Source organism: Shewanella sp. 10N.286.52.A9, from assembly GCF_041468985.1.
In the GTDB taxonomy this organism is placed as follows: Bacteria; Pseudomonadota; Gammaproteobacteria; order Enterobacterales; family Shewanellaceae; genus Shewanella; species Shewanella japonica.
In genome coordinates this window covers 1-25,330 of record NZ_JBFRJQ010000012.1, presented here as the reverse complement: position 1 = coordinate 25,330, position 25,330 = coordinate 1, and the positions used below count along the sequence as shown (strand labels likewise).

General features: G+C 40.8%; 20 protein-coding genes, 2 tRNA genes and 1 pseudogene. 3 read left to right on the top strand and 20 right to left on the bottom strand.

Translation table 11 applies throughout. The annotated features are described in order from the left end of the window. Nucleotides 1–50: 50 nt before the first annotated feature. The 5 genes and pseudogenes from AB4128_RS11030 to AB4128_RS11010 all read right to left on the bottom strand — a co-directional run bounded on the left by AB4128_RS11030 (nucleotide 51) and on the right by AB4128_RS11010 (nucleotide 3,849). Complete coding sequence (locus AB4128_RS11030) at nucleotides 51–866, bottom strand: hypothetical protein (RefSeq protein ID WP_372037671.1); 816 nt, start codon at nucleotides 864–866, stop codon at nucleotides 51–53. After that, the gene (locus AB4128_RS11025; RefSeq protein WP_372037771.1) at nucleotides 859–1,422 is read right to left on the bottom strand and encodes a sigma-70 family RNA polymerase sigma factor; all 564 of its coding nucleotides are present in this window, start codon (nucleotides 1,420–1,422) and stop codon (nucleotides 859–861) included. Before AB4128_RS11025 ends, AB4128_RS11030 begins: the two co-directional genes overlap by 8 nt. A gap of 189 nt (nucleotides 1,423–1,611) precedes the next feature. Continuing rightward, nucleotides 1,612–2,364, bottom strand: a complete 753-nt coding sequence (locus tag AB4128_RS11020; RefSeq protein ID WP_372037770.1) for a YfbK domain-containing protein — start codon at nucleotides 2,362–2,364, stop codon at nucleotides 1,612–1,614. Nucleotides 2,365–2,379: 15 nt separating this feature from the next. Then, nucleotides 2,380–2,616: pseudogene (locus AB4128_RS11015) on the bottom strand (von Willebrand factor type A domain-containing protein); the annotation flags it as partial. A 387-nt stretch (nucleotides 2,617–3,003) separates the two neighbouring features. Then, nucleotides 3,004–3,849, bottom strand: coding sequence for a hypothetical protein (locus AB4128_RS11010; RefSeq protein WP_119968494.1), 846 nt, complete (start codon nucleotides 3,847–3,849; stop codon nucleotides 3,004–3,006). A gap of 234 nt (nucleotides 3,850–4,083) precedes the next feature. Between AB4128_RS11010 and purE the strand changes: the two genes are divergently transcribed. Together purE and purK are read left to right on the top strand one after the other, a co-directional pair. Then, the gene (gene purE, locus AB4128_RS11005) at nucleotides 4,084–4,575 is read left to right on the top strand and encodes a 5-(carboxyamino)imidazole ribonucleotide mutase (RefSeq protein WP_055025709.1); all 492 of its coding nucleotides are present in this window, start codon (nucleotides 4,084–4,086) and stop codon (nucleotides 4,573–4,575) included. A gap of 2 nt (nucleotides 4,576–4,577) precedes the next feature. Further along, nucleotides 4,578–5,675 carry a 5-(carboxyamino)imidazole ribonucleotide synthase gene (gene purK / locus AB4128_RS11000; RefSeq protein ID WP_372037669.1) on the top strand — a complete coding sequence of 366 codons (1,098 nt, stop codon included), beginning with the start codon at nucleotides 4,578–4,580 and terminating at the stop codon, nucleotides 5,673–5,675. A 77-nt stretch (nucleotides 5,676–5,752) separates the two neighbouring features. Here the strand turns inward: purK and AB4128_RS10995 are convergent, their stop codons facing one another. From AB4128_RS10995 to AB4128_RS10970, 6 genes are all read right to left on the bottom strand, one after another. Further along, nucleotides 5,753–6,934 carry a methyl-accepting chemotaxis protein gene (locus AB4128_RS10995; protein WP_055025711.1) on the bottom strand — a complete coding sequence of 394 codons (1,182 nt, stop codon included), beginning with the start codon at nucleotides 6,932–6,934 and terminating at the stop codon, nucleotides 5,753–5,755. A 228-nt stretch (nucleotides 6,935–7,162) separates the two neighbouring features. Beyond that, a complete protein-coding gene (locus AB4128_RS10990) occupies nucleotides 7,163–7,780 on the bottom strand; it encodes a hypothetical protein (RefSeq protein WP_055025712.1) in 618 nt (205 codons plus the stop codon). A 446-nt stretch (nucleotides 7,781–8,226) separates the two neighbouring features. Continuing rightward, nucleotides 8,227–8,655 carry a hypothetical protein gene (locus tag AB4128_RS10985; RefSeq protein ID WP_119968492.1) on the bottom strand — a complete coding sequence of 143 codons (429 nt, stop codon included), beginning with the start codon at nucleotides 8,653–8,655 and terminating at the stop codon, nucleotides 8,227–8,229. After that, nucleotides 8,652–10,244, bottom strand: a complete 1,593-nt coding sequence (gene gshA, locus AB4128_RS10980) for a glutamate--cysteine ligase (RefSeq protein ID WP_372037667.1) — start codon at nucleotides 10,242–10,244, stop codon at nucleotides 8,652–8,654. Before gshA ends, AB4128_RS10985 begins: the two co-directional genes overlap by 4 nt. 284 nt (nucleotides 10,245–10,528) lie before the next feature. Further along, nucleotides 10,529–13,360: a M16 family metallopeptidase gene (locus AB4128_RS10975; protein ID WP_372037666.1), complete on the bottom strand. Its 2,832-nt coding sequence runs from the start codon at nucleotides 13,358–13,360 to the stop codon at nucleotides 10,529–10,531. A gap of 178 nt (nucleotides 13,361–13,538) precedes the next feature. Further along, nucleotides 13,539–13,961 carry a YqaA family protein gene (locus AB4128_RS10970; protein ID WP_055025715.1) on the bottom strand — a complete coding sequence of 141 codons (423 nt, stop codon included), beginning with the start codon at nucleotides 13,959–13,961 and terminating at the stop codon, nucleotides 13,539–13,541. A gap of 361 nt (nucleotides 13,962–14,322) precedes the next feature. Between AB4128_RS10970 and AB4128_RS10965 the strand changes: the two genes are divergently transcribed. Continuing rightward, on the top strand, nucleotides 14,323–15,570 hold the full coding sequence (locus AB4128_RS10965; protein ID WP_372037664.1) for a dicarboxylate/amino acid:cation symporter: 1,248 nt from the start codon (nucleotides 14,323–14,325) through the stop codon (nucleotides 15,568–15,570). A 133-nt stretch (nucleotides 15,571–15,703) separates the two neighbouring features. On the opposite strand, the gene AB4128_RS10960 is transcribed toward AB4128_RS10965, so the two are convergent. The 9 genes from AB4128_RS10960 to AB4128_RS10920 all read right to left on the bottom strand — a co-directional run bounded on the left by AB4128_RS10960 (nucleotide 15,704) and on the right by AB4128_RS10920 (nucleotide 25,306). Next, nucleotides 15,704–16,951, bottom strand: coding sequence for an alginate export family protein (locus AB4128_RS10960; protein ID WP_055025717.1), 1,248 nt, complete (start codon nucleotides 16,949–16,951; stop codon nucleotides 15,704–15,706). Between the two features lie 44 nt (nucleotides 16,952–16,995). Beyond that, complete coding sequence (locus tag AB4128_RS10955) at nucleotides 16,996–17,838, bottom strand: ABC transporter ATP-binding protein (RefSeq protein WP_055025718.1); 843 nt, start codon at nucleotides 17,836–17,838, stop codon at nucleotides 16,996–16,998. A gap of 24 nt (nucleotides 17,839–17,862) precedes the next feature. Continuing rightward, nucleotides 17,863–18,852, bottom strand: a complete 990-nt coding sequence (locus AB4128_RS10950; protein WP_372037663.1) for an ABC transporter permease — start codon at nucleotides 18,850–18,852, stop codon at nucleotides 17,863–17,865. 29 nt (nucleotides 18,853–18,881) lie between these two features. Then, on the bottom strand, nucleotides 18,882–20,246 hold the full coding sequence (locus AB4128_RS10945) for a CmpA/NrtA family ABC transporter substrate-binding protein (protein ID WP_055025720.1): 1,365 nt from the start codon (nucleotides 20,244–20,246) through the stop codon (nucleotides 18,882–18,884). Nucleotides 20,247–20,933: 687 nt separating this feature from the next. Continuing rightward, the gene (locus tag AB4128_RS10940; protein ID WP_055025721.1) at nucleotides 20,934–22,064 is read right to left on the bottom strand and encodes a sodium ion-translocating decarboxylase subunit beta; all 1,131 of its coding nucleotides are present in this window, start codon (nucleotides 22,062–22,064) and stop codon (nucleotides 20,934–20,936) included. A 15-nt stretch (nucleotides 22,065–22,079) separates the two neighbouring features. Beyond that, nucleotides 22,080–23,873, bottom strand: coding sequence for a sodium-extruding oxaloacetate decarboxylase subunit alpha (gene oadA / locus AB4128_RS10935; RefSeq protein ID WP_372037662.1), 1,794 nt, complete (start codon nucleotides 23,871–23,873; stop codon nucleotides 22,080–22,082). 16 nt (nucleotides 23,874–23,889) lie between these two features. Beyond that, complete coding sequence (locus AB4128_RS10930; protein WP_065108618.1) at nucleotides 23,890–24,138, bottom strand: OadG family transporter subunit; 249 nt, start codon at nucleotides 24,136–24,138, stop codon at nucleotides 23,890–23,892. Between the two features lie 919 nt (nucleotides 24,139–25,057). Continuing rightward, a tRNA-Arg gene (locus AB4128_RS10925) sits at nucleotides 25,058–25,134 on the bottom strand. Between the two features lie 80 nt (nucleotides 25,135–25,214). Continuing rightward, nucleotides 25,215–25,306, bottom strand: a tRNA-Ser gene (locus AB4128_RS10920). Nucleotides 25,307–25,330: the final 24 nt, after the last annotated feature.

The following is a 25,330-nucleotide window of genomic DNA, read 5'->3' as shown; positions in this document are numbered from 1 at the left end:
ATTAAATATTATTACCTTTTTAATATTATGGCTTTGCGCTCACGGCGGCACTATTGAGTAGTCAACTGCCTTTTTAATTGCTGATACACTTCATGTTGTGGATGTTCTAATTCTACAATCCTCGGGAATCGCTGTTCAATCGTTTGTAGATATCGTTCAGCTTGTTGCCAATCTTTATCTTTAACTAATTGTGTTAATGTTTCCAAAGCTTGTTCGACTGAGTCATGTTGCATTAAAGGTTGTGACTGCATTTTATCTATCTTGCTAATACCTTGTGCTTCAGACAGTTTCATTTGACTTCGAGCGATATCTGAAGCGTGTTCCGTACTCACTTTCGGTGCTGCTTGTTGTTGAGTTAATGCTTGTATGGCTTGAGTCTCTTGCTGTGCTTGAGCCATCGTTTCAATATTCTGCTCAATACTTTGCTCACTTCCCTGCTCAATACGTTGACTTGAACTTGCAGGTTCATCAGCAAAAGTATTGGGCTCTGCACGCATCATAGCTGGCGAAGATGTCGTTTGATTAACCTCTGTCGCCATTGGAATCGCCTCTTCAATATCTGTCACAGCATGTTGATTAAACTCAGGATTGAGTAACATAACCGATGCTATGATCATCACTGATGCAGCACTTGATAATGGCAATTTATGCTTATGCCAAAAACTCACCTTAATCACATTGGAGTTGGAATTCTGCTGCGTTGTCTGTGTCGAACGCATTTTTGACTGAGCCAAAATTGCAGCATCAATCGCCGCAGAAGGCCGCTCTAAATTTTGTAGCTTATACAATGCAGAAATGTCTTGCTGCAACGCCGCAAAAGCTTCGTCAGTCATAGGTTCAGAGTCATTATTATCATGCTTACTCATGAGTCATTCCCTCCCACTTATTGGCGACACATTGTTTGATACTTTGATACGCATAGCGAATTCGGCTTTTAGTGGCTTCAACGGTAACATTAGCAATATCACTGATGGCGCTGGCTGTTAAGCCTAACTCGATGTTCAACAGAAATGCTTCTTTTTGCACCGCTGGTAATTTAGCTACGCAGGCTTTAAGTAATTGCGCTTGATGTTGTTGCTCTAAAACTTCATCTGGTCGCCCATTGAATTGTTGATTACCAATGTTGGCATCATACTCATCCATGCCCTGCTCACCTAATTCATCAAGCTTATCTAATGGTTTTACAGCACGGACATGATCGATTAATAAATTATGTGCAATACGGTATAACCAAGTAGTAAATTTAGCAGTAACTTGGTAATTATCAGCGGCATTAATCACTTTGCCCCAAGTATCTTGATATAAATCTTCTGCTAAGGTGTTATCGCTTATTTGGCGTACAAAGTAGCGATAAAGCGGCCCTTTATGTTTACTGTAAAGCGCTTCAAAAGCGTGAGCATCACCTTGCTGATAGTCCAACATTAATTGTTCATCGGATCTATCAACAGCTCTATTAGCTTGCTGATTTATTTCGTTATCTGTCACCACTGACTACCTTGGTTATAGGCTATTTTCGCATTAAACCAGTTTGCCCAGCGACGTAGGTAATGTCCACTTATTCACTGCATTGAGTCATAAAAAAACCTCATTCAATTTTCAGTTAACCTGAAATTAATGGTTTTGATTCTTTGTTTGCTTACCCTCTAACAACTCACCCTGTTTTGGTGGCAAAATGGGCTGCGGCATTGGATAAGGCGTGACCTGATTGGGAGGACGATATTGTTTACCTTGTTGCGACTTGGTTAGCTCATAAACCGACTTAACAAGCGCTAAAAACTCAATTTTATCGGTTGATGTGTTATCGCCCACAATTTGATTTAGTTCATTCACCGACTGGTTAGCAATATGCACTAATTCGTCATAATTAAACTGATGCACATAATGATTGTGATTAATAAGCTGACCCAGTCCAGCCACCGCAGTCGCAAATCGAAACTCAGGGCTAGCTTGTTCAAAGAACTTATGTTGCTGCGATATATCAATCGCGTATTCAGGTATTAACTGCTGTTTAGCTGTGGCTCTGGAATCCAAAATGACTAATTCGGCCATCGTTGTTGCGCTAAAACCTTGGTGAACACCACGATTACCAGCAGTATCACCCTCAATATTATTAACACCTACACTCATGGTTTGCTCGTTATATCTAAGCTCATATAACGCAACAAACTGTTTAGCATCACTCAGTTTGATATGAGGTTGAACATGTTGTGCAGGCCCCTTTCTACTATTAACTGCGGTATTGGTTTCATAGCCAATTAAACGATACTCAGACACTAATCTAGGATTAAACCTCACCAAAGTCTGTAGCCAATTAAAACCCAATGCGGCTTTTTCGCTGGCATTCGCGGTCAACTCAACATTCACAAGTAGTAAAAACGTGCTTTGATTGAATGGCGATGGCGCAAGTTCTGTGGTCACTTTATAGTTTTTTGACAACTCGCCGCTGTTAGCTAATGTGTTGTCAAATCGATAATCGAAATGGTTAACTAATTGATGGCTACTAACTGCGTTTCGTAAAGGTAACTGGCCTTGAGCTATCAAGGATTGTAGCGCATCGTAATCAGTATCATTAAAGGAAAGTCGGTATTGCGACAGCGGCGTTTCCCCTGTCACCATATTGCCACCATGACCATCAATGCTCAGCAGCCCTTGATAAAGCCCTGGTTTAACGGGCGGCATCGTCGGTTTTTTAGGAAGAATAATAGGATCAATAAGCTCTGCTTGTACGGCATTAGGTTTGTTCGTGACCTCAGCTCGCACATGTAGAGTAAGATTCACTAACAACACCAATAGTAATGTCAGACCAACTAAAATAGACGGCCATAAACGCCCTTTTTTGAAGTAATAGCCCTCCAATTTTTGACGTGATAACTTCGATGATGTTCCCATTTTTAGCCCCTTAACCGTTTTCACCTATTAGTAATAACGGATAACAAATCAAAAAGGGTTAAATTTTTTAAATAATATCAGTATTGCTACGACTCAAAAAAATAATTACGGTTATTACTGACTAAAAACACGTTCTAATTCAGGAATTAAAATGGCTTGTTCAGCCTCACCAAAAAAGTCAGCATGCATTTGAATAAAAGCTTCTTGAAAACTTTGTAGCCCCATAATTCGGTCAATTTCAGCAATGACTTTTTTACCTTTTTCGCCCTGTGAACAAACGATGTAACCATAAATAGGCTGAGTCACATGGCGAATAGGAATAGATTGATAATCTAAGCTCTGGTTATTGTCTCGTAAAAAGGCATCGACCACTTCACTGTACTCGATAATCCCCTTTACTCGCTCAGCTTTAAGCATTTTAATTAAACTGTTTGAAGAGCCCATCCCGCCACGAATATAGTATTGATGTGGGTTTCTTTTTATTTTCTCATCAATAAAGTCGCCATAAGCTCTATCTTTGACGACCCCAAGTTGACCATGTGTATCTGCAGGAAAATTCGCTAAATCAAACTCTTTGGGAAAGAGTTCCCGATTATGACTCATTACGATTAATCTAAGTGGAGGGTAAACACTGATAGGATATTTGGAAAAATGAGCGACACTTTCACGTTCTGCGGTTTTTATTTTATTAAACATGCAACTATTTTGCTGTTTAGATAATTCTAACCAACCACGAGTCATGCTAACTTGTTCTTGGTCAAATGTTAGCTGCTCATCACTAAACTCTGTTAATAATGCAATTGCTTCCATCTCTTCATTACCAGAAATAGACACTATCGTTTCATCAACTTCAGTTAACATAACGGCATGAGTTGCAGCTATAAGCTGCTGATTGAATGTAGTAAAAAAAAATACAGTGCAAAAAACTAGTCCCTTAGTCTTTAACCTTTCGAATGCCATAAAGTACCCTCGAGTTCAAAGCCTATGTCATTAACAGTAGAGTACCCTGTTAGCATTCGCAATCAGAAACTGAGTTTCAGCCGCAGAAAACACTGAAATGCAGCGAAAATAAAGCCAGCATGCTATTATCTAGCCCCTTTTTTATCGTCATGATTTTCATGGTGATAAGCCCTGTACCCTACGCAGGGAAAAGTAAGAAATAACCTAATAATATAAGTGTGTTAAGGAGTTATCATGCAAGCCCTTGTTGCCGTAGTAATGGGATCTAAGAGTGATTGGCCCACCATGGAAGCCGCCGCAGAAATAATGGATAAGCTTCAGGTGCCATATCATGTTGAAGTTGTCTCAGCGCATCGTACTCCTGACAAACTAATGGACTTTGCAAGCACTGCTGCCGATAAAGGTTATAAAGTGATTATTGGTGGCGCCGGTGGTGCTGCTCACTTACCTGGTATGATCGCTTCAAAAACCCGTTTACCCGTTCTTGGCGTGCCAGTACAAAGTAAGGCGCTTTCAGGAATGGATAGTTTACTGTCAATCGTTCAAATGCCTAAAGGTATTGCTGTGGGTACCTTGGCAATCGGCACAGCGGGTGCATTTAATGCTGGCTTACTTGCAAGTCAAATCCTTGCTGTAACGGACGCTGAACTTGCTGCTCGTCTTGATGCATTTAGAGATGATCAAACTAACACCATTCTTGAAAACCCAGATCCGAGGGAAGCTTAATAATGGCTCAGCAAACCCCTAAACAACATAATGTCTGGGTACTTGGCGATGGCCAACTCGGCGCCATGCTTTCCCATGCTGGTCAACCTTTAGCAATCAATGTCCAACCTGTGGACATCATGACGCCATCTAATGAGCGTTTACCGCTGAAAGATACTGATATTATCACTGCAGAGCGTGAGCAATGGCCAGAGTCATCCCTAAGCCTGCAATTAAGTGAACATCAGCATTTTATTAATGGCCCCGTTTTTGGGCGTTTGGCTGACCGCTTTACCCAAAAAAGCTTATTGGATGAACTATCGGTTCCGACATCGCCTTGGGAATTAGTTGATGACAATACCGATACCTCAAACTTGCATCAGCAATATGGTGATCGAGTATTGCTTAAACGCCGCACTGGCGGTTATGACGGCAAAGGTCAGCATTGGTTAAAGCAAGCTGAAGGAACAAAAATACCCGCTGATTGGCGCAATGAAGCCATTGCAGAGCAAGCAATCAATTTTGATGAAGAAGTATCAATTATTGGTGTCAGAACCCAAAGTGGTGAATGTGTTTTTTACCCATTAACCCTTAACTTACATCAAGATGGTATTTTAATGGCTTCTATTTCGCCATTAAGCCGATTAGACCACCTTCAACCACAAGCTGAAGCAATGTTAACCAGCGTCATGGATGCTCTCGATTACGTGGGAGTTATGGCGATGGAATGTTTCCGTGTCGGTGATGAACTACTGGTGAATGAGTTAGCACCACGAGTGCACAACTCAGGGCACTGGACACAGTCAGGCTGCCACATCAATCAGTTTGAATTACACCTGCGTGCATTGTGTGATTTACCGATCCACACCCCACAAGTTAACTATCAATGTGTGATGGTTAACTTAATTGGCGTGGATAAAGACGACCGCTGGCTAAGCTTACCGAATGCAGAGCTATTCTGGTACAACAAAGAAGTCAGAGTGGGCCGTAAAGTGGGTCACCTCAATTTATCAGCACACAATAAAGCGATGGTTGACGGCAGTATTGCACTATTACAGCAATGGATGCCTGAGCAGTATCAAGCCCCTCTTGCTTGGATATTGGCTGAATTCGAGCGTTAAATTGTAGTGAGGTTATATTCGCTATAAAGCAAAAAAGGAGCCTTAGGCTCCTTTTTTATTTGCTACCTTTAAGCTTGTTAAATACACACTCGGGTTAGTACTTGTTCAAGGTTTTCAGAGCTTGCCTTTTGTTGTTGTGCTCTTAATGAAATCGCTTCGAGATTTAATTGCACCTCATGGCTTAAACGTGAAATTTCAATCGCACGATTATTAATGCTTCCCGTTGAAGTTTGCTGACCTTGAATACTGTAAGTCATATTGCCAGCAACACTGTCTAACTGCTCAAAGACGTGTCCTATATCGCTAAAGGCTTGGGTCACACGCTGACATTGTTGTAGGCTTTCTTGAGTGACACGCTGACTTTCTCCGATGGCACTGACCGCATTTCCAGCTTTAGCTTGAAGCTCTAGCACAATTGATTGAATTTCAACTGTCGATTCTTGTGTTCGGTGCGCTAAGGCTCGCACTTCATCTGCTACAACAGCAAAGCCACGCCCTTGCTCACCCGCTCTAGCTGCCTCAATTGCAGCATTTAGGGCTAACAAGTTAGTTTGCTCGGCAATACTTTTAATGACTTCTAAAACGTTACCAATTTTCTGGCTATCACTGTTCAGCAAATCTAAATCAGACACCATGCTCTCAATGCCATTAGCAAAGGTCGTCATTGAGCTTTGGTTATTTTGTGCATCACTTGTTCCTGATGCTAATAGCTCTTTAACTTGAACTGATGTCGACTTAAGCTCTTCAGCATTAGTAAATAATTCATCCGCAGTGTGAACAATCTCAGTTAAAGAAGCACTTATTTGTTCATTCTCTTGTGTGCTTTGACTCATTGATGACTCAGCAGCTCCCATTTGAGAAGCAAGTTCATATGATCCTGAGCGAACATCATTAGCATCGGCTCGAATCTCATCAATAACAGCTTTCAAATCTTCAATGAAATCGCTTAATCCATTACTGATATTAGCAATTTGGTCATCTCCATTATCCTTTAATGGCTTATCGGGCGCTGTGTGAGTACTGACCACTAACGCTAAATAATGGCTCAATACATTTAAGCGTTTTTGTACTTGCTGCTGGTAAACATATAGCAAGGCAAACGACTGCGCAGTCCCTAAGCAAACAAGCAATATGACCAATTGGAATGTGGAGATTTGATCAGGAAGAAACAGTGAAACAACAATGGCGAGCAAGACAAACGACATGACGGGTAATAATAACCTCGTCTGCAATTTATTATTATCATTATGAGTTTGCATATAGGGTTCCGAAAACGAATAAATTATTTTAAACCTAAGTGGTTACAATTTTTATTATTGATAAATCGTAAGATGTTAAATCCTGTGCAACATTAAAGAATTAACACAATATCTACAATTGTTATCGGACATTGTCGCTGAAAGTTTAGATTTATTATTGTCAGTATTTTTATACAAATGAAATAAAAAAGCCTCGCATTGGCGAGGCTTATGGTTCAAGGCGATGGATTACCCAAAAAATAAACGCCATAACCAAGAAGAATCTAAGTCTTCTTTACAAGTGTGATATTGTTGAGCATAGGTTTTTGAACGTGCATCGACGCGATTGGCGACAGGGCCTAGCCACGCTTTGGCTTTATAAGTTCCCCGTTTGTAACCGCCCCATCCTTCGTGATAATTCAAATATTGATTTTTTGCGTCCCACTTAGAAATACCATTGATTTTATTAGTTTTATAAATAAACCACCCCATAAAATCCATCGCATCATCAAAGTTACTTCGACTCGACCATGAATTACCTGTTTCTCGTACGTAATCATCCCAAGTCATCGTTTTCGCTTGCGCATAACCATAAGCATCACTGGCACGCCCAATAGGAATAAAACCGAGGAAATATTCCATAGGCGGTGCAGCATTATGTTTAAATGAGCTTTCTTGATACATCATGGCTAAAGGCACATGAACCGGTACGCCCCATTTATCACGAGTATTGACAGCAGCTTTATACCAAGAGCGATTTTCTTGGAAAATAGAACACAGGTTATCAGGCTCTTTTGGTGGAGGTGTGGCACAACCGGTAAGTTGTAATAATAAAATGGTGCCTAAAGCACGAAAAAACCACTTCATAAAAGCCCTTATAGCAAATGAAAACAACTGAATATGAAAAACCAAAGACGGGTAGATTCTCACATCAAAGTGACAGAGATGCAAACCGCTTTATCATAAAAAAGCTGACGATGTCGTTATGATAAAGCGACAAAATATCCCATGACTTAACTGACGATTAGACAGTGTCGCTTAGACGGTTATTGACTGTCACGAATTGATATCATCGCAGTACATATAGGCTATTAACGATATTTTGAGGTCGCTAATTTTAAGAAGGCTAGTTTATGAGGCTAACTTTAAGTCACTTTGCTAAATGATTTTTCAGTCACTTTTTAAATAACTGCGTTGAAGAGATAAATGTAAAGCGATTAATTGAACACGAGGAAAATGAAAAATAGGTATGGGACGAAAAATAACTAAGCATTATTCCTTGATGCAATTATCGCTTGGGGAGCATTGAGTATTTATCCCATCTTATCGGTAAATACACATTCATAAGACGCTTGCTTCCAAACCACTGGCTGCCAATAGTCGCTATTAAGCCCTGTATATGTTTTATCAACTTTAAGTTCAGCTGCTAAATGATAGCGCTGCTCACGTTCAACCACAATATCCAGCTTTTTGGTTTGTCTGGCTGCGAGTTTAACTTTCAATTCTGGCGACTCTATTAGCTCAGCTAAAGTAAACGTGTGCTTACCTGCTGTCAGTTTATAATAAGGACGCGAAATAACAGCTTGACCATCAAGATGTGTGACAACCACCCGATATAGGTTGTCTGCAGTCGGCGGCGTTATGTAACTCGCAACCGAACCACACATAAACTCATCATCTGATGAACTTGCACACCCTTGAAGCAGTGCAAGCATCATCAATAATAAGGCCGTTATCTTCATTGATTAACGGCAACTGCTGGCTGCGCTAAATCAGCAAAATAATCCGCTAAAAACTCATCAAAGCTCACTGCGGGTTGTGCTTCAATATCTTGCTGCACTCTTAGAGATTCTTGCGCTTCAGCTTCATATTCAGCCAGAGTGTTGGCTGATAACGGATAATTAGACAGGTACTCATGGTACTGTTTTGCAAGTTGTTTCACCCACACACCATGATCAATACCTTGATTCACCACATCTTCAAGCACACGACCAGATAGTGTTTTACTTGGGTCGTTAATCGCTTCTTGCCACTGTGATAATGCTTGTTGGTACTGATTACCCTCACCATCAAGTAAAACAGCAAGTCGTGACATTGGCTCAAAAATATCACTTAACCATTCAGTTAACTTAACGTGTTGGCCCTTTCTACTTAAGGTTAAGTCAGGTTTACGACCTTCAAGTACAACAGCTTTTAAGTTAGCGGCTATTTCAGCCTCTCCTTCAACATCTGTTTTATCGGATGAAAGTAATAAACAATAAAGCAAGAACAAATCAAGGAACTTAACCTGACTAGCATCAATACCAATAGGGCTATATGGATTGACATCAAGAGCACGCACTTCGATATATTCTACACCAGCTCTAGCAAGCGCTTCAGATGGTTTTTCACCTGACTTAGCAACGCGTTTAGCCCGAATTGGCGAATAAAATTCATTTTCAATTTGTAAAACGTTGCTATTCAACTGGCGATATTCATTGCCAACCTTAACCCCGATTTTTGCAAAGCTTGCTGAAGGCATTCTAATCGCTTCGCCTACACCCGCTAGATACTCAGGTAGCGAGTTATAACTAATATCTAGCTGCTCCTGCTCTTTATTGGTATAACCTAAATCACTCATACGCAATGACGTTGCGTAAGGTAAGTAAAGTGTCCCTTTACCTGTTTTCTTAAAATCAAAATCAACTGGCTGTTCTTTAATAAACGAACTACATAGTGCGGGTGAAGAGCCAAAAAAGTATGGCAATACCCATACCAAACGGCGATAGTTACGGATCATGCCAAAGTAAGATTCTGAGATAAAATCTTGTCGAGAAAGCTGTTTATCACTTTTCTCGTACAAAGCATCCCACAGTTTTTCTGACACTGAAAAATTAAAGTGAACCCCTGCAATAATCTGCATTAAAGGTCCATATCTATGAGTTAGCCCTTGACGATAAAGGGTTTTCATTTTGCCATTATTTGAACTGCCGTAACGGGCGATCGGAATATCTTTCTCATCGCCAACATAACAAGGCATGCTGACAGGCCAGAGTGTTTGGCCATTCATATTTTTAACACTGTAGGCATGAGTTTGAGTCAAGCCATCTAATAAAGTGTCAATATTAGAATTAACTGGAGTGATGAACTCTAAAAGAGACTCACTGTAATCTGTGGTAATACGAGAGTGAGTTAAGGCTGAACCTAACTTTTCTGGGTGACCGTCTTTTGCTAATTGACCAGAGTCATCGATTCTTAAAGCTTCACGTTCAATGCCCCTTAACATACCGAGCAGTGATTCACGACCTTGGTCGTTGGAAAGGTAATCGATTATTTCATTGAATGAGTTCAATTTGCTGTTCTCTTATTGTAACCCGAATTAATAACTCGAATTAATCACTCGAATTAGTCAGCCGCATCGGTTCATATTGCGACTTACAATCTGCTAGACCTGCTATTAAACGATATTATTTCCAACAATGCATAATAAAATCTGCTTCATTGAATAAATTTACGTTCAATCGTCTTAAAATAAAAAACGGTAACATCATTATTGTCACCGTTATGTGGTCTTTCATCATATCAGACCCTATAAAACCTATATAGGGTCTATATTTTTAAAAACAATAGCGAAACCTATTTAATCTCTTTTATAGGATAGCCTAAAGCTTCGAGTTTAGGTGAAATCACCGTTTTATCGCCAACAATGACCATAATCATACTCGATAAATCTAACTGCGCTTTAGCTAACTCGTTAAGTTCATCTTTACTGATTGTCGCCACAATATCAGCCTGTTGCTCAGTAAAATCATCTGCCAATTGGTAACGCTGTATCATGCGCATAAAGCCAGCTTTTTGATATGGGGTTTCATACTCAAGCGCTTTACCTTGAGAAATAGAACTGCGCATGAAAGCTAACTCTTTATCCGTCATGCCTTCAGCTTGGAAACGTTTTATTTCATTCACAAATTCAGTCACAGACTCAGCCGTTACATCTGTGCGAACACTGGCAGTTGCTTCAAAACGACCGATAACATCATTACCATTAAAGCCAGTTCTTGCCCCGTAGGTATAGCCTTTATCTTCACGTAGATTCAGGTTTATACGACTATTAAATGCTCCACCTAATGGGTAATTCATTAAGAAAGATTTAAAATACTCCCCTGTCGCATCGTAAGGTAATGCTCGCTTACCGATCTTAATCACTGACTGAGCCGCACCGGGTTTATCAATAACGTAAATAGTGCCACCAGAAAGTGTTGGGAATGTTGGTAAGGCTTCAGCTTTATTTGCACTGCCTTGCCATTTCTCCAGTACAGAAAGTTCAGACATCACCTGTTGTTGAGGTAAATCAGACACTAACACCATCTGCGCATTACCTGCTTTATATTGGGTTTGATAGAACTGCTTTACGTCATCTAATGTCAATGCAGAAACTGTCGCTACACTGCCTGAGGCTTGTACGCTAAAGTGAGTATCTTCGCCAAAAAGTAATCCTGAAAATGCTCTACGAGCTAGATAGTTAGGATCTGATTCTTGGTGTTGTAACCCTTGTATTTCCTGTTGTTTTAGACGCTCAAAATCAGCCTCAACAAAACCTGGCGAAAATAACTTTTCTTGTAAAATTGCCAACGTTGGTGTCAGATTTTCAGTCAAACTCGATACTTGAATGTAGCTCTGAGTAGAGGTTGCTCCAAATGAAATACTACTGCCTAGCATTTCAAGTGCGCCTGCTAATTCTTCTGTTGTTCGTTTTTGACTCGACTCATTTAACATTGAAGCCGTTAAAGAGGCGACACCTGCTTTTTCAATTTCAGGTAACCGATTACCGCCATCAAGATAAATTAATAACTCTACCGTTGGGGTTTCATGGTTTTCTGTTCCCATGACCTCGATGCCATTTGCTAGTGATGCATTCCATAGCTTTGGTACTTTAAGCACGGGCGCAGCGCCTACCTTCGGCATCACGGTGCGATCAAAGCTTGAGGTAATTTGACGAACATTCTCTGTTCCTGTTACCGCTACATCGGCCACTGATTGCGTTACCGGAGTGAAGTTATCCTCTTTAGCGATAAGCTGTTTAGCCCCTTCAGGAACCACACTCATTACGACCATTGGTTTATCTTTAATATAGGTTTTAAAAACCCGCATCACATCTTCTTTGGTAACACTGGCATAACGAGCTAAATCACTGGCGACCATATTAGGGTTATCAAAAAAGGTTTGATTGTAAGCCAATGTAGAAACTTTGCCTTTCACACTTTGCATGCCGTAAATGGTATCGGCTTCAAATTGCACTTTTACTTTTTGTAGATCATCATCGGTCACACCACGCTGCTCAAACTCGGCAATCGAGTCATTAATTTTTTGCTCTAATTTAGCAAGGTCGGTACCTGATGCAGGATTTGCCAACGCATATAGAGTCAAACGACACGATAACTCTTGGCAAGGATGACCGACTGATGCCTGCACTGCAAAGCCATCTTTAACCAGATTTTTGTATAACAGCGATGTTTTACCGCCGCCTAAAATATTGGCCAATAAATCTAATGCAGCTTCATCTTCATGACGGGCATAAACTGTTGGAAAACCCATATAAATCAGAGGTAGATGCACCTTATCTTCCATCGAAATATATCGGGTTTCATCGAGAGTAACAGGGGTTTTAGGATCGGCTTTAACTTCAGGGCCACGGGCTAACTCACCAAAGTACTTATTAACCATGGCAAGCGTTTGCATTTCATCAAAATCCCCACCAATAGTTAACGTAGCATTGTTAGGCCCATACCAACGTTTAAAGAAGTTACGAACATCATCAACCGTTGCACGTTCTAGATCTTCTGGCCAGCCAATCACAGGCCATGAGTAAGGGTGTCCCTCAGGAAACATGGCTTGATTAAAGCGCTCATTCAAACGGCCATATGGTTGGTTGTCGATACGTTGAGCACGTTCGTTTTTCACCGTTTCACGCTGAACTTCAAATTTCTCACTGGTCAATGCTGGCAACAAAAAGCCCATTCGGTCTGACTCTAGCCACAACATTTTTTCGAGCTGGTTACTTGGCACGGTTTCAAAATAATTTGTTCTATCGGTATTAGTCGTCCCGTTAAGCGTGCCGCCAGCTTCTGTGACGACTTTAAAGTGTTGCTCATCTCCAACATGCTGGGAGCCCTGGAACATCATGTGTTCGAATAAATGAGCAAAACCACTGCGGCCTTCTACTTCACGAGCAGACCCCACATGGTAAGTAACATCAACATGAACAAGAGGATCTGAATTGTCCTGATGCAAAATAACTGTCAGTCCATTCTCTAACAAATATTTTTTATAAGGGATACTCACCGCGTCAGATACACCAACGGTTTCGATTAAAGTCACGCCTTGAGGCAAACTGGAGGACGTTTTTACGTCATGTGCGCAGCCACTTATGGCAATAGAGATCGCCGCTGCTAAGATCCATTTCTTCACTTAAACTTCCTTTAAAAAATTAATAGCATAATAGTATGGGCTTACGACCCTGCTTTATTCAGATAGTTTCCAATAGTAGTGAAAATTGCGCTATGGCTTGCAAAAATACAAACTAAAGTGATTGAAAGTTATATATTAATATTCAATATGATGGATACCCTACCTCGTAGGGTCATTATTACCACGCCAACATAAATGCTGCCACAATTAAAGAGTAACGAATCGTTTTACCGATGAGTATCATGATAGTCGATTGGATAATAGGTAACTTTAGCCATCCTGCGATTAAACATAAAATATCGCCGATTAATGGCAGCCAAGATAACAATAACGCCCAATAGCCATATTTTTCGATTAATTTTAGTCCATGTTGGTATTTTTTAGAGGCAAAGTCCTCTGGCGTCTTCGCAAAGCGGCCTAAATAGCCTAAATAATAACTGGTGATTGCCCCTAACGAATTACCAATACTGGCCACAACAAGCAATGCAAACCACGTTTGTGGGGCTTCATTCAATAAAGCGACAAGTAAAACTTCTGAGCCTCCTGGTAACAAAGTTGCTGCTAGAAAGGCCCCGCTAAACATTAACCATAACGCTGTCATTTACTTTACCTGATGATATTTATAGAGTTTTAATCACTTTGAAGTCACACCTTACCAAGGGTTAGCAAGTTGTTGAAATTTAAAGTACATTTAACAAGTCTCAAAAATGGTATAAGTTATATCAAAAACGGTTTGTCCCGTTATGTTTGACTCAATACAATTCGAAAATTGCTCCACCGAGAACTGTAGATAAGCAATATTAAAATAAGCTGAACCTTAATGATGTGAACCATCGTATTGCTTACGCAGCGTAACTTCCGCAATGACTATTCAATAGCCTTTGTGTAATTGTGTTCGGTTATTGAAATAATAATCCCCTTGCTGAAAACAACGGCAAGTATAATAAATAGTTGGAAATTTAATGATTTTTCAAACCTTGAAACGTATTCCTTTTTGGCAAAAAGTCCTCGCAGGTTTTGCTTTTGGTATCATGGCGGGTGTTGCTTTAGGCGAAAGCGCCGTAATGCTTAAACCACTCGGTGACTTGTTTATCAGTGCCATTAAAATGTTGGTCGCACCCTTAGTTTTCTGCGCCATTGTCGTTAGTATTACTTCTTTAGGTTCTCAAGCAAACCTTAAACGTCTTAGCTTTAAGACCTTGGGCCTGTTTATGCTAACAGGCACGGCTGCATCATTCATAGGTCTTGCCATTGGTAGTTCTTTTGATATGGGCGGCAGTATTGAGCTGGCGACAACGGAAGTGAGAGACCGTGATATTCCAGGGTTTGCTCAAGTCTTCTTAAATATGATCCCAGTTAACCCTTTTGCCTCATTAGCAGAAGGAAAAGTACTGCAAATTATCGTATTTGCTGCATTAGTGGGTATCGCTATTAATGCTGTTGGCGAAAAAGCTGCACCACTTAAAAATACCATTTCAGCTGGCGCAGAAGTCATGTTTGAACTCACTCGTATGGTATTAAAACTCACCCCAATAGGTGTATTTGGTTTAATGGCTTGGGTTGTGGGTGAGTACGGTTTATCAACCTTATTGCCATTAGGTAAGTTCATTATCGCAATTTATGTCGCAGCGCTCATCCACATCATTTTTGTCTATGGTGGCTTAATTAAGTTTGTCGCTAAACTGAGCCCGATACAATTTTTCCGCAAAGCCATGCCTGCACAGTTAGTCGCATTCAGTACTGCATCTAGCTTTGGTACATTACCAGCAAGTACTAAATGTACTGAATCAATGGGCGTATCTAAACGCTATAGTGCTTTTGTTTTACCTCTTGGCGCAACCATGAATATGGATGGTTGTGGCGGTATTTACCCTGCTATTGCGGCAATCTTCATTGCCCAAATTTATGGTATCCCATTAGAAATGAGCGATTACATGCTTATTGCTGTGACAGCTACAGTAGCGTCAGTTGGTACTGCAGGTGTACCTGGTAGTGCAATGGTTATGCTAACCGTTACCTTAGGTGTTGTTGGTTTACCGCTTGAAGGAATCGCATTTATTGCGGCAATTGACCGTGTAATTGACATGATCCGTACAGCAACGAACGTCACTGGCGATATGATGACAGCGGTTGTTGTTGGTAAAAGTGAAGGTCAATTTGATGAAGCGCAGTTTAATTCAAATGAAAAAATCATTGAGCAAACAGCATAGTTAATGACGTAATAAAGGATTGGTTAAAGATTCAGTTAATTTGCGACCAAACCTACAAAACGGCAGATGAATTGTTCATCTGCCGTTTTCATTTTATAGCCCAACCTATTTAAAAGTCGCGAATGACATTAGGCTAAAACTTTGCGTTAAACCATACCCACGCTTTGTCAGTATCCACTTTACCTGCTGCAACATCACCAGCTGAATAAGCCGCATATTTAACGCCAACGGTATAGTGGTCGTATAATGGCATACTAAAGACGGCGTTGATTTCTGAGCCTAAATCGTCCACCGCTGCACTTGATTCATCCGCATCAAACTCGTGATAAGCCACCGCCCATTTACCACCAATCACACTACCACCAATAGATGCATACAAGTCAGCCAAGCCTTCTTTAGGTGTTGTTAAGAATTGGTCGGTCCAACCATTAAAGCCATGTAGTGTTGCAAGTGGAGTCGAGAAACCATAGTCGCCACCATCTGAACCTAACAACTCGTAGCCTACTTTGAAGGTAACCACTGAAAAACCAACGCCCCCCTCAAGACTCATATAATCTGCAGAATAAGATTGCCCTGCTGTATCTGAATCCTGAGTGGCATATTCCGCTGTATAAAGTAACTTAATATCACCAATATCAGCTTTACCGGTAAAGCGAAGACCATAAGTGTCTAGACCGTTTTCAATATTAGTATCTTCTTCTAATAGGTAGCCATAGGCGCTTAACGTACCAAAACCCGTTTTTAATTGAGCATTGATTAAATTATCTTTTGAATCAATATCTTTTGCTTCTGCAAAAATACGATTTCGCTGAGTAATATAACCATAATCAATTTGGAACATATCATTGAACTTATATTCAAGCATGACGCCATCAAACGTCTGTCTATCTTGACGCCAACCCACATGTCCCACAAAACGCTGATTATCAAAGGTGATCACTTGTCGACCCCCTTTCACACTAAAACCTTCGTATTGGTATTTTAAAAATAGTTGATCAAGTTCTGTGGTTTCAGGATCGGCAATCACAGAATAATCAGGATTGTTTCCTAAAGTATCGTTATAGTCATCAACACCCGCTACGACACGTGAATCTTCGAACTCGACTAAAGAACTAAAACCATAGTAATCAGCTGTGGCGTAAGTTAATCGGGTACGTAACGTAAAAGCATCTGCATCTTTTAATGCGTTATCTTGCTCTACCATTTCATAACGCAGATTCAAATCGACTTTCACTTTCCCTTCAGTCACAGCTTCTGCAATCGTCGTTGCTTCTGCAGCATGTACTTGGCCCATCAATGCCAAAGATGCTGGAGCAATGATGGTTAACGCTGATTTTGCTAACCTTTTATTGATAAAACTCGCAAGTTGATTCTTTCTCATCATATTTCCCTTGTTGTAATTAAATCTTGTCCATCAGAGTAATCTTAGCCAACATTAGCAGTTTCATCGTTACTAATTGATGAATTACTAATATTAATAGTCTCAACTTTTCGTTGCTTCTCGTATAAGAACTTCAATACTTCAGCACGTAGACGGTTATATTCTTTGTCTTCTGCCAGTGCTAACCGCTCTCTTGGTCTTGGTAAATTCACGTCTAAAATTTCACCAACTGTCGCTGCCGGGCCGTTGGTCATCATGACAATTTTATCGGATAGTAATACGGCTTCATCCACATCATGCGTAATCATAATAACGGTGTTATTCAGCTCGTTTTGAATTTCCATTAGCGAGTCCTGCATGTGCGCACGCGTTAGTGCATCTAATGCGCCAAACGGTTCATCCATTAACAAGACTTCGGGTTCCATTGCCAATGCTCTTGCAATACCTACTCGTTGCTTCATACCGCCTGAGATTTCGCTAGGAAGCTTATGCATTGCATGTTCCATATGTACCAGCTTTAAGTTGTATTCAATCCAGTCCTTAATTTCAGCTTTGGATTTTTTATTCTTAAATACTTGTTTAACTGCTAGCTCGACATTTTGATATGACGTCAGCCATGGCAGTAATGAGTGGTTTTGAAACACAACGGCTCGCTCAGGCCCAGGCTCAGTTACTTCTGCGCTGTTTAAAATCACTCCACCTTGAGTGGCTTGATAAAGACCCGCTACGATATTTAGTACAGTTGACTTACCACACCCCGAATGACCAATGAGCGATACAAACTCACCTTTATTGATCTTCAGGTTCACTTCTTTAAGCGCTTTAAATGGACCATTAGGGGTAGGAAAATCCATATCGATATTACTGATATCTAAAAATACACTCATAATATTTACTCCTTGCGTCCCAAATTAACGGGCTTTATCCCATGAGAACCAAGCTTGTAGTGCAAGCATTGCTCTATCTAGTAAGAAACCAATAAACCCAATCACAATAACGGCTGCCATAATGCGAGATAACGACTCTGAACTTCCGTTTTGGAACTCATCCCAAACAAATTTGCCAAGGCCTGGGTTTTGCGCCAACATCTCTGCTGCAATTAACACCATCCAAGCCACACCGAGTGATAAACGCATCCCCGTGAAAATTAACGGTATTGATGCTGGTAATACGATTTTCTGCACATGAGTAAAGGCTGATAACCTCAATACTCGACTGACATTTAATAAATCAGTATCAATAGATGCGACTCCGATTGAGGTGTTAATGATCATTGGCCACAAACTACATAAAGTGACTGTGAGTAACGAATTGATAAACGATTTGGATAACATAGGATCTGGAGAGACATAAAGTGCGCTCACCACCATAGTAACCAGTGGTAACCAAGCCAATGGCGAGACGGGTTTAAACAGCTGCACAATAGGGTTTATTGCCGCATTTAAATTTTTGCTCAGCCCCATCCAAATACCCAATGGAATTGCGATAATCGCGGCTAATAAAAAACCTGACATCACGGTAATCAAACTCGTAACAATCTGATCAACAAAGGTTTCTTTACCTGTATAAGCTCGTGTCTTTGGCACATAAGTTGGATCTTTTGCCACGCGGGCTTCATTACGCAGTTTTTGACGCTCATAGAAAGCTGCCGCTTTATCTCGTTCAGCCACATGTTCTTGGTAAAGCGAGTCGAACTGAGCTACAACAGCCACTGGCCCCGGAAACTTACCCAACGAAGTGTTGATGTTATTTGCGCTGATAGACCATAAGACTAAGAACACGGTTAAGCCAATAATGGGTAACAGTAACGTTTTACTCATTTGACCTAGTTTCGAAAGCAACACGTTGGCAGATGACTTATCCATAGGAAGCCTCTGGGTAATTTTTGCAATGGTTGACATAGCTCTATCCTCACTTCGATAGCTGTAAATTACAGCTTATCGCCTTGTTTTAGACCAATGCTGAACTTATTGATGTAAGCATTAGGCGCGCTCCCGTCATACACGATATCGTCAATAAAGTGCTGCTGAGGTTTTTTAAAGCCAGTTTCAGTTGCAAAGTCTGGGAAATGTTTTGCATCAATGGTTTTGTCATCAATTAAGGATTGAGCAGCTTTAGCATAGATATCTGGGCGATAAACTTTCGCAGCAACATCTTTGTACCAATCATCAGGTTTATCTTCAGAGATCTGTCCCCAGCGACGCATTTGCGTTAAATACCAAATCGCATCTGAGTAATATGGGTAAGTTGCGTTATAACGGAAGAACACATTGAAGTCTGGAACCGCTCGTTTATCGCCTTTTTCATATTCAAATGTTCCGGTCATACTATTAGCAATGACATCGTAATCAGCACCAACATAATTAGATTGCGATAAGATTTTTACAGCTGCTGGACGATTGGCATTGTTATTATCATCTAACCACTTAGCCGCCTTAATCAGGGCACGAGTTAAACGAATCGTCGTGTTAGGGTATTTTTCAGCAAATTCAGCCGTGATCCCAAAAACCTTCTCTGGGTTGTCTTTCCAAATTTCATAGTCGGTGACAACCGGCACTCCAATGCCTTTAAATACGGCTTGCTGATTCCATGGTTCGCCCACGCAGTATCCATAAATAGTGCCAGCTTCAAGCGTTGATGGCATTTGTGGCGGAGGGGTTACAGAAAGAAATGCTTGCGCATCTAATTGGCCCGAAGTGTCACCTTTATGAGGCGCATAGTATCCTGGGTGAATACCGCCAGCAGCTAACCAATAACGTAGTTCGTAGTTATGGGTTGATACAGGAAATACCATGCCCATTTTGAACGGTTTACCAGCTTCAGTGTATTCCTCGACAACAGGTTTCAGCGCATCAGCTTTAATTGGATGAACAGGTTTGCCATCGCTATTTTTAGCGATGTTAGGTTTCATTTTTTTCCAAATATCATTGGATACCGTAATGGCATTACCGTTTAAATCCATCGAAAAAGGCGTAATAATATGCGCTTTAGTACCATAACCAATAGTGGCAGCTATTGGCTGCCCTGCCAGCATATGTGCGCCATCTAAGCGACCATCAATAACACCGTCTAATAACACCTTCCAGTTAGCTTGGGCTTCAATCGTGACGTATAGGCCTTCTTCTTCAAAGTAACCATTCTCATAAGCGATAGCGATAGGCGCCATATCAGTTAATTTAATAAAACCAAAAGTCAGTTCTTCCTTTTCTGGAAACCCGACCTCAGCCATGGCTGGCAATACGGCAGAAAAAGACATCACCAGTAATGTCTGTTTAAGTGCTTTTTTCCAATTCATCTTTAAATCCTTGTTAAGTGTTAAATAGGTAAAACAAAAAAGGCGCTAACTACCCCCTAAGGAATAATTAAGCGCCTTTGCTTAAATTAATTTACGACTAAAAAATGATTAATTCTCACGTTTAAGAGCAAAAACAATCAAAAACGGATAAATAAAATACAATTATAATCAGCCAATATGTGACCATTACTATTCAGCTAACGTGCCAACTTACTAAGATACTGTTTTAAATAGAAATTTCAAAACATTCCTCCAACATACCTATAAAGGGTAGTGCTAATTTAGTGCAAGATAAATAAAATCGCACCTAAATGGGTATAAAATACGAGTCGTTTTTTGGATTGAACAACAATGGAGCAATGCAAGCCTTAATATTGGATTAGGCTGATAAATCGACGTCCCTTAAGCCTTGCTAATCGAGTAAGAAAGAAAATAAAGAAAGGCTTATGAGTTAAATGCTAAGTGAAGATAGTGATAGAGCGAGAGAGTGAGAGAGTGAGAGAGTGAGCGAGAGAGTGAGAAAACTAAAACTCTGATACAGACGCGTAATAGATGGCACTATCTTCTGTTTAAACCGATGAGCTAGCGATGAACTCAGGCTCAGTATGACCAATGTGTTAGCAAAAAAAACCACTGCTTAGCAGTGGCTTTAATATAATTTACAACAAACAGAGTTAACGCAAGGTATTAACCCAGAACAGCCAACAATACACCAGCAGCAACAGCGCTACCCAGTACACCAGCAACGTTTGGTCCCATAGCATGCATCAATAAGAAGTTTTGTTGGTTTGACTCTAAACCTACCTTATTCACAACACGTGCGGCCATAGGTACAGCAGATACACCAGCTGCACCAATCAATGGGTTAATCTTCCCACCTGAGACTTTAGACATCAGTTTAGCCATCAACACACCAGCAGCTGTACCGATACTAAATGCGACAGCTCCTAAGACTAAAATACCTAAGGTTTCGATACGTAGAAACTCTTCAGCCTGCAATTTAGAGCCTACAGCTAAACCAAGGAAAATAGTGACAATGTTAATTAATTCGTTTTGAGCAGTGCTTGATAATCTATCTACCACGCCACATTCACGCATTAAGTTACCTAGACAGAACATCCCTACTAAAGGCGTTGCTGCTGGTAAGAATAAAATGGTCATTCCCACTACCATCAATGGGAAAATAATTTTCTCTTTTTTACTGACTTCACGCAGCTGTTCCATCTTAATGGTACGTTCAGATTCGTTAGTCAATAAACGCATGATTGGTGGTTGAATTAACGGTACTAACGCCATGTACGAGTACGCAGCAACTGCAATTGCCCCCAATAAATCTGGGGCTAGTTTAGAGGCTAAGAAAATGGCTGTTGGGCCATCGGCGCCACCAATAATCGCAATAGCCGCAGCATCTTGCATAGTAAACTCAAACCCAGGCACTAAATTTAATGCAATTGCACCAAGCAAGGTCGCAAAAATACCAAACTGCGCCGCAGCACCTAATAGTAAGGTTTTCGGATTAGCAATCAGCGCTCCAAAGTCAGTTAACGCCCCCACGCCCATGAAAATCAGTAATGGGAATATGCCTGTTTCAATACCAACATAGTAGGCATACCAAAGTAGACCGCCTTCGTCGGTAAACCCCGCATTAGGAATATTCGCCAGGATAGCACCGAAACCAATCGGCACTAACAAAAGTGGCTCGAAGCCTTTAGCAATGGCGAGATATAACAATGCCCCGCCAATTGCCATCATAAATAGTTGATCAGGTGCGAAGTTAGCAATACCTGTCTCAGACCAAAAGGCCATTAATCCTTCCATGCTATCTCCTACCTCTTACGCTAGTGCCAGTAATGGTGCGCCAACTGCAACTGCATCGCCTTGTTTAACCGCGATATTTCTGATCACACCTGTCGTTTCTGCTCGAACTTCGGTTTCCATCTTCATTGCTTCAAGGATTAATACCACATCACCCTCATTAACATGGTCGCCATCATTCACCATCACTTTGAAAATATTGCCTGACAGCGGTGCGTTCATCGTGACTTTAATTTCATTACTCGCCGGCGTTAATGGTGCAAGCGGAGCTGGCGCTTGAGAACCAGCTGATGATGAAGTGGGTACAATTTGGCTAATATCTCCACCTTCACTGACTTCCACCACAAAATTTTGCCCTTGGACATTAACGGTATAGGTTTCAGGCCCTTTGTCTTTTTTATCAGCAACAACCGCCATATCATCAGCACTTGGAATAGGCTCAAATGCGTCCGGATTACCACGGTTAGTTAAGAACTGTAATCCAATTTGATTAAATAACGCATACGTCATCACATCATCATCAGTTTCTGCCGCTAAAGTAATATTGTCTTTCTTAGCGATATCAGCCAACTCTTGGCGTAACTTATCTAGCTCTGGTGCAATAAGATCGGCAGGACGACATGTAATGGCCTCACCACCGTCTAGCACTCTAGCCTGAAGTTCAGCGTTAACTGGTGCAGGTGTTGCACCGTACTCACCTTTTAATACGCCTTCAGTTTCTTTAGCTAGGGTTTTATATCGCTCACCCATTAGGACATTAATTACTGATTGAGTACCTACAATCTGTGACGTTGGCGTCACCAAAGGTAAGAAACCAAGATCTTCACGTACACGAGGGATCTCTTCTAATACAGCATCCATTTTGTCTGCAGCGCCCTGCTCTTTGAGCTGGTTTTCCATGTTGGTTAACATGCCACCTGGCACTTGTGCTCGTAAAATGCGTGAATCAATACCTTTAAGCGCACCTTCAAAACGAGCATACTTTTTACGAACTTCTCTAAAGTAAGCTGCAATTTCTTCTAACAGCGCCATGTCATAGCCAGTTGAGCGGCCATTATCTTCAGCCATTGCGACTAAGGTTTCTGTCGCTGAATGTCCATATGTTTGGCTCATTGACGAAATGGCGGTATCAAGTACATCAATACCCGCTTCAATTGCTTTTTGATAAGTTGCAGTGCTTAAACCCGTTGTAGCATGACAATGCATAGACACTGTTAAATCCGTTTGAGATTTAAGTCTGCTAATCAGGTCAAACGCTTCCATAGGTTTGAGTAGACCTGCCATGTCTTTTATACACAATGACTCACAACCCATGTCTTCAAGGTTTTTAGCCATATCAACCCAAGTATCAACGGTATGAACTGGGCTAGTTGTAAACGAAATAGTCCCTTGAGCATGACCACCAACCTGTTTCACCGCTTTAACAGCCGTTTCTAAGTTACGAACATCATTCATTGCATCAAACACACGGAACACGTCAACACCGTTAGTATGCGCACGCTCCACAAAGCGAGTTACTACATCATCAGCATAATGACGATACCCCAAAAGGTTTTGACCACGTAACAACATTTGCTGCGGCGTATTTGGCATGACCTTTTTAAGTTCTCGGATACGATCCCACGGATCTTCTCCTAAATAACGAATGCATGAATCGAAGGTCGCGCCTCCCCATGATTCAAGTGACCAATAACCGATTTTATCCAGTAAAGGAGCGATAGGTAACATATCGTCTAAACGTAGGCGTGTTGCCAAAATAGACTGATGGGCGTCTCGTAATACTACATCTGTTAACGCTAAAGGCTTGCTCATAATTACTCCTAAACTATTAATCTTTGGCACGGTACTGATGAATAGCAGAAGTGATTGCTGCTACTAACTTAGGGTCAAGTGTTGCTGCTGATGCAGGTGCTTGCGCTATTGGCGCCGACGCTGCTGCAACTTGATTTTCTGACTTGGTTAATCTGGCGACGATAGTGATACCGACGATTAACAAGCTTAAAAAAATAAAGACTAAGCTCATCCCCATTATCATCACGCCTAAGGCGTTAAATAATTGCTCAGATATTGAAGTCATACATCCTCTCTTGTCTTAGTGTTCAATCAGTCATTGCACACAGGATCCGTTCTGATTACATACGCCAATAATGAAGTCATATATGAAATTAACTCACGCACCAAAAGTAGGCATTCATTAATTCACAAACGGCATTCAGAATAAATATTCAGTCTATCTTAACTAATTTATGATTATAAAAAGCTAACCAACCAGCTAATTTAGTTATATCAAATTCTTCATTGACGAAAAATATAACTAATCTATAACAATTAATCCAACACTTTGTAAATTGGTCAGACCAAAAATAATAAAATTAAAAGGGTATAGGTGATAATTCTATAATTAAAATGAGACTTTTATGAGAATAATTTAATTTTGATGGGTTTATGAAGAAAATGACAAGATTATGACGACTTCTAACTAAAAAGTGATATCAAGATAAAGAACAACCAATCGCCCTAAAGAAGTGCAGATGATGGAAAAAGCATAAATATGCCAATTTTATCGTGATTAATTGACTATTTATTACAATCGAGCAGTTACATGGTAAATCATGCTCCTTAGTGTGCCTGTTGCCATTAGATCAACGCTGATGATCCATGTTAAGAGTGATTTCACCTAAAAGAGTACCACTATAGATAATGCGTATGTTGAGTTGCAAAAAAGATCCCCTTAGCCGCAGACTCTATATAGAGCTCAAACGCATGCTAACCAACATCAAGCGAATTAAAAGCTGTTAACACGTATAGATTGGCTAAAAATATAAACAGCATTAAAACGACGCTGGCAGCCTTGAAAGGAAGGTAATTGAATTTAACACTGTGAAGGCTTTGCTATATTACGCAAAGTGAAAATAGAAAAGTGACACTTAAATTGAGCAGTGATGAACCTGCAATAAAAAATGCCCTGTAGCAAGCTACAGGGCATTCTCTAATAATGGTGCGCGTGGGAGGATTCGAACCTCCGACCGCCTGGTTCGTAGCCAGGTACTCTATCCAGCTGAGCTACACGCGCAAATCTTTTATATCGCTCGCTTAACACGAGTTTGCTCATTGCTAATGAGCTTAGTTGCATGGTTTAGATTATGCAAATAATGGCGGAGAGGGAGGGATTCGAACCCTCGATGGGAGTTAAAGCCCATACTCCCTTAGCAGGGGAGCGCCTTCGGCCACTCGGCCACCTCTCCGAACAATAATGGTGCGCGTGGGAG

Bases quoted from the DNA above. Each gene is read 5' to 3' on its own strand.
- AB4128_RS11030 (WP_372037671.1), bottom strand. From the start codon at position 866: ATGAGTAAGCATGATAATAATGACTCTGAACCTATGACTGACGAAGCT.
- AB4128_RS11025 (WP_372037771.1), bottom strand. From the start codon at position 1,422: ATGTTGGACTATCAGCAAGGTGATGCTCACGCTTTTGAAGCGCTTTAC.
- AB4128_RS11010 (WP_119968494.1), bottom strand. From the start codon at position 3,849: ATGGCATTCGAAAGGTTAAAGACTAAGGGACTAGTTTTTTGCACTGTA.
- purE (WP_055025709.1), top strand. From the start codon at position 4,084: ATGCAAGCCCTTGTTGCCGTAGTAATGGGATCTAAGAGTGATTGGCCC.
- purK (WP_372037669.1), top strand. From the start codon at position 4,578: ATGGCTCAGCAAACCCCTAAACAACATAATGTCTGGGTACTTGGCGAT.
- AB4128_RS10995 (WP_055025711.1), bottom strand. From the start codon at position 6,934: ATGCAAACTCATAATGATAATAATAAATTGCAGACGAGGTTATTATTA.
- AB4128_RS10990 (WP_055025712.1), bottom strand. From the start codon at position 7,780: ATGAAGTGGTTTTTTCGTGCTTTAGGCACCATTTTATTATTACAACTT.
- AB4128_RS10985 (WP_119968492.1), bottom strand. From the start codon at position 8,655: ATGAAGATAACGGCCTTATTATTGATGATGCTTGCACTGCTTCAAGGG.
- AB4128_RS10970 (WP_055025715.1), bottom strand. From the start codon at position 13,961: ATGACAGCGTTATGGTTAATGTTTAGCGGGGCCTTTCTAGCAGCAACT.
- AB4128_RS10965 (WP_372037664.1), top strand. From the start codon at position 14,323: ATGATTTTTCAAACCTTGAAACGTATTCCTTTTTGGCAAAAAGTCCTC.
- AB4128_RS10960 (WP_055025717.1), bottom strand. From the start codon at position 16,951: ATGAGAAAGAATCAACTTGCGAGTTTTATCAATAAAAGGTTAGCAAAA.
- AB4128_RS10955 (WP_055025718.1), bottom strand. From the start codon at position 17,838: ATGAGTGTATTTTTAGATATCAGTAATATCGATATGGATTTTCCTACC.
- AB4128_RS10950 (WP_372037663.1), bottom strand. From the start codon at position 18,852: ATGTCAACCATTGCAAAAATTACCCAGAGGCTTCCTATGGATAAGTCA.
- AB4128_RS10945 (WP_055025720.1), bottom strand. From the start codon at position 20,246: ATGAATTGGAAAAAAGCACTTAAACAGACATTACTGGTGATGTCTTTT.
- AB4128_RS10940 (WP_055025721.1), bottom strand. From the start codon at position 22,064: ATGGAAGGATTAATGGCCTTTTGGTCTGAGACAGGTATTGCTAACTTC.
- oadA (WP_372037662.1), bottom strand. From the start codon at position 23,873: ATGAGCAAGCCTTTAGCGTTAACAGATGTAGTATTACGAGACGCCCAT.
- AB4128_RS10930 (WP_065108618.1), bottom strand. From the start codon at position 24,138: ATGACTTCAATATCTGAGCAATTATTTAACGCCTTAGGCGTGATGATA.